Raw genomic sequence first — 5,875 nt, 5'->3', positions numbered from 1 at the left:
TGAACGCATCCTTGGTGACGCGGGGTGGAGCAGCCCGGTAGCTCGTCAGGCTCATAACCTGAAGGTCGTAGGTTCAAATCCTACCCCCGCAACCACCATGTACGACGAAGCCCCCAGCGCCCGCGCGCCGGGGGCTTCGTCGTTCAAAGCCCGATCCCCCCGATCCCCCAACCGCCGCCGCCGCCGCGCAGTTCGAAACGCCGGTGCTTGCCACCGCGGCTATCACCGCCATGGACCACCGCCGCCTCGATCAGCGGTCGGATCGTGCTCTTCGAAGCATCGGCCTGGCGGTTCGGGGCGTGTCGCGGCTTGCGCTCAATCTGGTTTGCTGGCCGCCGTCGCGCGCCCTCGCGCTTGACGATCATCCACCTAGAATTATAATCGTAATTCCTATAAAGTTGGTGAGAGGTGTCGTCTGTCTGCGTCGTGGTCCACACGCGCGTCCTCCCGACAAGCCACCTGCCATAGCTGATGAGGATCGTTCGATGAGCCGCATCACCGAAATGCGCCACGTCGCTTAAGGCGTCGAAGACTTTCAGCACTCCGGCGTGCATCGCGCCTGAAGATCAAGAGTTTTGGGCAGAGGGAGTTGGAAGCGATGATGGCATCTCTGGTTCGGCGAAGCGTAACCGCGCTCGCGGCCTTGGCGACAATCCTGATTGCCGGCGCGCAGGCGCGGGCCGAATCTGCTTGGACGGAGGCATATCAATCCAGCCCTGCCACGTATGCGCCGCCGAGCGATCAGTTCGTCGACTTCGCGGTCCAGCATTGGCATATCCCGGCCGACGCATTGCGTGCCGAGCTCAACAAGCAGCCGATAGAAGGAACGGTGCGCTATCGTATCGCTGTCCAGGCCGAAGGGTCGCAGCTGCGGATCCGGTTGTCGAATGAGAACGGGACTTCGCCGCTCGAACTGGCTGGCGCTTCGGTTGCTCTGGCCGCCGACGGCTTCGCGGCCGGGGCGGGCACTTTGCGGCGGCTCACGTTCGGCGGAGTAGATCGGATCAGCGTGCCGACCGGCAGCCCGGTTCTCAGCGATCCGGTCTCGCTGCCAGTCAAGCCGGGGACAGAACTGGTCGTCACCATCGGCCTTGCCACTACGTATTCCAACGAGGGGCGCGGTGGCGCGGGATTCATGCTGGCCCCGGGCGATCAGACCATGGCCGCAGTGCTGCCGCAGGGTGCGGCGATGATGAAAGGGCGCCCCATCGTAACCGGTGTGTCGGTCCTGAGTGAAACGAAGCCGAACGTCATCGTCGCTTTCGGCGATTCGATAACCGACGGGAACCGAGCCGATCACACGATGCTCCGCGGTTGGCCCGAAGCGCTCGCGCGCAGGCTGGCTGCACGCAAGGGCGGTGCTGCCTACTCGGTTATCAACGCCGGAATTGGCGGAAACCGGGTGCTCAGCCCGGGATGGGGGGACGCCGGTCTGGCCCGCCTCGATCGCGATGCCCTGCGTGTCGAAGGCATCACCCACCTGATTGTCCTCGAGGGCATCAACGACATCAACATGTCCGGCGCCTCACCGTTCGGCATCAGTCCGGAACTGACTGCTGGGGAGCTGATCGGTGGCTATCGTCAGATCATTGCCCGAGCACATGAACGGGGGATCAAGGTCTATTTCGGGACGCTGACGCCAAACCCCGGCGACGCGCTCACGTCGACTCCGGCGAAAGTTGCCATGCGCGATGCGGTCAACGCGTGGATACGGACATCGGGCGAGCCGGACGGCGTCATCGACTTCGACGCCATGGTGCGGGATCCCAAACAACCCGCCCAATTCAAGGCGGAGTTCGATTCGGGGGATCATCTGCACCCAAGCGAGCGTGGCTACCAGGCGATGGGTGACGGAATCGACCTATCGATGTTTCCATGATCGCAGGGTTGCGCAACGTACGTTCGGGCCTCTTGGGATGGGTCGTGGCCCATGCGGGCATTGTCGGGCTGCTGACGGCGACTGCGGGCGGTGTCGCACCGGCCGCTAAGGCGGAAACGCGGGCGCCTGTGGTGCGTATCGACACCGGTGCACTCGCCGGAATAGAGGTGCCGGGCGCGTTCGCGTTTCTCGGCATTCCCTATGCGGGCGATACGGGCGGCGTAAATCGATGGAAGGCACCCACGCCCGTTGAGCGGTGGCGTGGAACGCGCGCCGCTACGGCATTCGGTGCGGATTGCCAGCAGGATCCGCCCTACGTCCCGCCCGGTGGCTCGCCTTGGTCCGCAGCCTATTTCCCGACCCGTTCGATGAGCGAGGACTGCCTGTTCCTGAATGTCTGGACCCCGCGGTTGACGGGCCGGGAACCAGTCATGGTCTGGATCCATGGTGGCGGATTTGCGGGGGGATCCGCCTCGGTCCCAATCTATGACGGGGCAAAGCTGGCCGCGCGGGGCATTGTCGTCGTGACGATCAACTACCGCGTTGGCGCGTTCGGCTTTCTGGCTCATCCGGCTCTCACGGCGGAAGCGGGATCCTCGGGTAACTACGGCCTCATGGACCAGATCGCGGCGCTTCGCTGGGTCAAGCGCAACATCGCCCGGTTCGGCGGCGATCCGTCGGCGGTCACCATCGCCGGGCAATCGGCCGGTGCGGCGTCCGTCCACGCTTTGCTGGCCGCACCGTCGGCGGAGGGGCTGTTCCACCGGGCGATCGCAGAGAGCGGCTCGGGCATGGGGTCCCTCGCCGATCCACCGCCGCTTGCAGTGGCCGAGGCGCAGGGCGTCAAGGTTGCGCAGGCCGCCGGTGCCATCGATCTGGCCTCCTTGCGTTCCATGCCTGTCGCGGCGATCCAGCGCGCGGCGAACGATCCGTCTGTGGGGCCACCGGGCATTCGCTTCCGTCCGGTCACCGAACCGCGCGTATTGCCGGATCCGCATCGGCAGCGCAGCAGCGTTCCGGTGCTGACCGGCCTGACCGCAGACGAGACGAGCACGTCACCCGATTGGCATGTCGCGGATGCGGCAGGACTGCAGGTGCTGTTGGAGCGGCGCTTCGGCAAGAGCGCCGCGGTATTCAGGCGCTATTACGGGCCGGTGCATGGCTCCGACCCCGCTCGGGCGGCGCGATCGCTTCTGAGAGAGCAGGCGATCGCGGCGATGATGCAGTGGGCCGATCGCCGTCCGCGCAATGCGGCACCGGTGTTTGCCTATCTTTTCGATCACCCGCAGGACGACGAGGTCGGCAGACGGTTCGGCAGCTTTCATACGTCAGAAGTTCCGTATGTCTTTGCTACCGTCGGCACCGCCATCTCCCGGCCGAGCCTTCCCGACCGCCTGCTGAGCGAGCAGATCAGCGGTTATTGGACCAACTTCGTCCGCACCGGCAATCCCAACGGCGGGCAGCTTCCCTCTTGGCCGGCGCTGTACAGCGGCCGGATGCAGAGGCTTTCCGACAAAGTCGAAGCGGTCGAGGTGCTCGCAGCCGACCGGTTGCGCGACTATCGCGCTTTCGTCGCGAGCGGGGGGCAACTCGGTCTTTTCTGACGATGCCGGCCTGCCCCGGAGGCGCGCACCGCGATAACGGGCTTACGTTGCAGGCTAGCAAGCAACTGGGCGTGCCCCATGCGATTTCTGACCGCGGTGCAATCCTGCGTGGCGCACGCATTTCTCGGTTCGACGGATTGCATCTGACCGATCTCGACTGGCCACCGATGCACGGTATCGATGCATCGGTCGCCAGTTTGCGTGCTTCGATCCGCCGTTATGCGCCGAAAGCTCCATCGATTGTCTGCATCGACCCGGTAATCATCGCGCCGTGAGGTCCAGCGATGTAGGCTGTCAGTTCGGCGATTTCCGCAGGCCTGACGTGGCGCTTGATCGCCATGAAGCTGTGCATCGTAGCAGCCATCGGCCCTTCGGCCGGGTTCATGTCGCTATCGGTCGGCCCGGGCTGAATGCTGTTGACCGTAATACCGCGATCGCCGAAGTCGCGCGCCAATCCACGCACCATGCCCTGCATGGCTGACTTGGTCAGGGCATAGGCTGCGCCGCCCGCGAATGGCATCCGATCGCCGTTGACCGAGCCGATGATGATGATCCGCCCGTTATCGTTCATGCGCCGCGCTGCTTCCACCGATGCGTGATAGGGTGCGCGGACGTTGACATCGATCATCCGGTCGATCTCGTCTGCGTCGAGTGTCAGTGGATCGCCCAAGACGAGGGTTCCGGCGTTGACCACAAGGACGTCCAATGCCCCGCGACTTGCGACCGTGGAAGTGAGGGCGTCTCGATCGGCGCTGTTCGCCTGGATCGCTCGTGCTCCGGTCTCGGTAGCCAGACTGTTGGCGGCATCCTGCGATCCGGCATAGGTAAAGGCAACGGAGGCACCCGCAGCGCTGAAGCGACGGACGATCGCGGCGCCGATGCCGCGGCTGCCACCGAGTACAAGGACATTCTTTCCGGTAAGGTCATTCATGATCTGTCTCCTCTGGTTAGATCGCCAGCGGGATGGATCCTTGAAATACCAGGTCACTCTCGCTGTCTGGACCTGAAGATGCCAATCATTCATTGTTCGAACTAGACGTCCAATTCCGGACCTTAATGACGGAATAACCGAACGATGATGAAGCTCGACGGTATCGCTGCCTTTGTCGCTACAGTCGACGAGGGTTCGATCAGCGCCGCATCAAGGCGACTCGGCCTGGCCAAGTCGGTCGTAAGCGAGAGACTGGCCGAGATGGAGAGAGTGCTGGGAGTAACCTTGCTCCAGCGTTCCACGCGCCGGCTTGCACTGACCGGCGCCGGCCAGGCATTCATCGAACGTGCGCGCCGTATCCTCCGCGAGGTCGAGGAAGCGACTGCGGAGCTCGATGCCAGCAGTGGCAAACTGGCTGGGCCGCTGCGTATTTCGGCTCCGGTCGGGTTCGGCGTCCTACACCTCGGACCCGCGGTTGCCCGGTTCCTTCAGGAAAACCCCGGGATCGAAATGTCTCTTGAACTGGATGACAGCTTCGTTGATGCCGCCACGGGTGGCTTCGATGCTGTTCTGAGGCACGGTGCAGTTGGGGATGGGCGCCTGATCGCTCGCCGACTGGCAGCGAGTCGCCGCCTTCTTGTAGCATCGCCTGCTTACCTAGCTGCTCATGGCGCGCCGACTTCACTCTCCGATCTCGAGCGTCATAGGGGCGTGCTCTACGCCAACAGAACGGGCGATTGGCGCTTCGCTGTCGGTTCGGGATGGTCGGTCATCCGGCCAGGAGCAGCTCTGCGGGTCAACAATGGCCTGGTCATGCGCGACGCTGCCCTCGCCGGTCTCGGGTTGGCTCTCTTGCCGTCCTTCTTCGTTCACGAGGAAATCAGGCAAGGCGATCTGGTCGCAATCGACATCGGGTGGCCGGCAGAAGGCGCCGAGCTGTTCCTGACCTATCCACGCGATCATGGCGCCTCTTCCAAGATCCGTGCCCTTGGCGACAGCCTGCGGCGCAGCTTCGGTGACCCGCCGTACTGGGAACTGGCGTAAATGGCCGGACCGTGGAGCAGGGGATGCAGCGATTGCCGATTCCCACATAGGGTCCGAAAATTGGCATGGATCTCGGGGCCGGACCGTAAGGAACGGTCCGCAGCATCGGCGAATTCGTCTCCGCCAAGGCAAAAGTGCACGGGGCCCAAAAGGCGAATCTCGGGAAGCCAGGGTCTTGGCCACGGTATGCAAGTCGAAGCGCGCGGAATGGCCCCGGCGGATGGCCGGGAGATCCGGCCATTGGGAGAAAGTATCGCAATTGCCTTGCCTTACGTGTGCGAAGAGCGGCTCCAGCAGCGCTGATCGAACTTTCTTCAAAAACTTTGAAAAAAGGGTTTGACCGAATCGTGGGTGGGACTTAGAGGGCCTCTCACCGCGGCGGAACACACGGTTTTCTGCTACGGTCGCCAACACAGA

General features: G+C 63.6%; 5 protein-coding genes and 1 tRNA gene. 4 read left to right on the top strand and 2 right to left on the bottom strand.

The window, feature by feature from the left end:
• The first annotated feature begins 18 nt into the window (after window positions 1-18).
• Window positions 19-95 (top strand) — tRNA-Met (locus tag B5483_RS22605).
• 48 nt (window positions 96-143) lie between these two features.
• Here B5483_RS22605 and B5483_RS23350 read toward each other — a convergent pair.
• Window positions 144-542: a hypothetical protein gene (locus B5483_RS23350; protein WP_217698243.1), complete on the bottom strand. Its 399-nt coding sequence runs from the start codon at window positions 540-542 to the stop codon at window positions 144-146.
• 59 nt (window positions 543-601) lie between these two features.
• On the opposite strand from B5483_RS23350, the gene B5483_RS22595 reads away from it, so the two are divergent.
• Window positions 602-1,879 carry an SGNH/GDSL hydrolase family protein gene (locus B5483_RS22595; protein ID WP_176168186.1) on the top strand — a complete coding sequence of 426 codons (1,278 nt, stop codon included), beginning with the start codon at window positions 602-604 and terminating at the stop codon, window positions 1,877-1,879.
• Window positions 1,876-3,483, top strand: a complete 1,608-nt coding sequence (locus B5483_RS22590) for a carboxylesterase/lipase family protein (RefSeq protein WP_079732141.1) — start codon at window positions 1,876-1,878, stop codon at window positions 3,481-3,483. The genes B5483_RS22595 and B5483_RS22590 overlap by 4 nt, the downstream gene beginning before the upstream one ends.
• Before the next feature lie 217 nt (window positions 3,484-3,700).
• Here B5483_RS22590 and bdcA read toward each other — a convergent pair whose 3' ends face one another.
• Window positions 3,701-4,414 (bottom strand): SDR family oxidoreductase, encoded by a 714-nt coding sequence (gene bdcA / locus B5483_RS22585; protein WP_054944205.1) that lies wholly within the window; start codon window positions 4,412-4,414, stop codon window positions 3,701-3,703.
• 144 nt (window positions 4,415-4,558) lie between these two features.
• On the opposite strand from bdcA, the gene B5483_RS22580 reads away from it, so the two are divergent.
• Entirely contained in the window at window positions 4,559-5,458 is a 900-nt protein-coding gene (locus B5483_RS22580; RefSeq protein ID WP_054944204.1) for a LysR family transcriptional regulator, read from the top strand.
• The last annotated feature ends 417 nt before the right edge of the window (window positions 5,459-5,875 follow it).

This window comes from Novosphingobium mathurense (assembly GCF_900168325.1).
GTDB lineage: Bacteria > Pseudomonadota > Alphaproteobacteria > Sphingomonadales > Sphingomonadaceae > Novosphingobium > Novosphingobium mathurense.
This window is presented reverse-complemented; position numbering and strand designations above follow the sequence as displayed.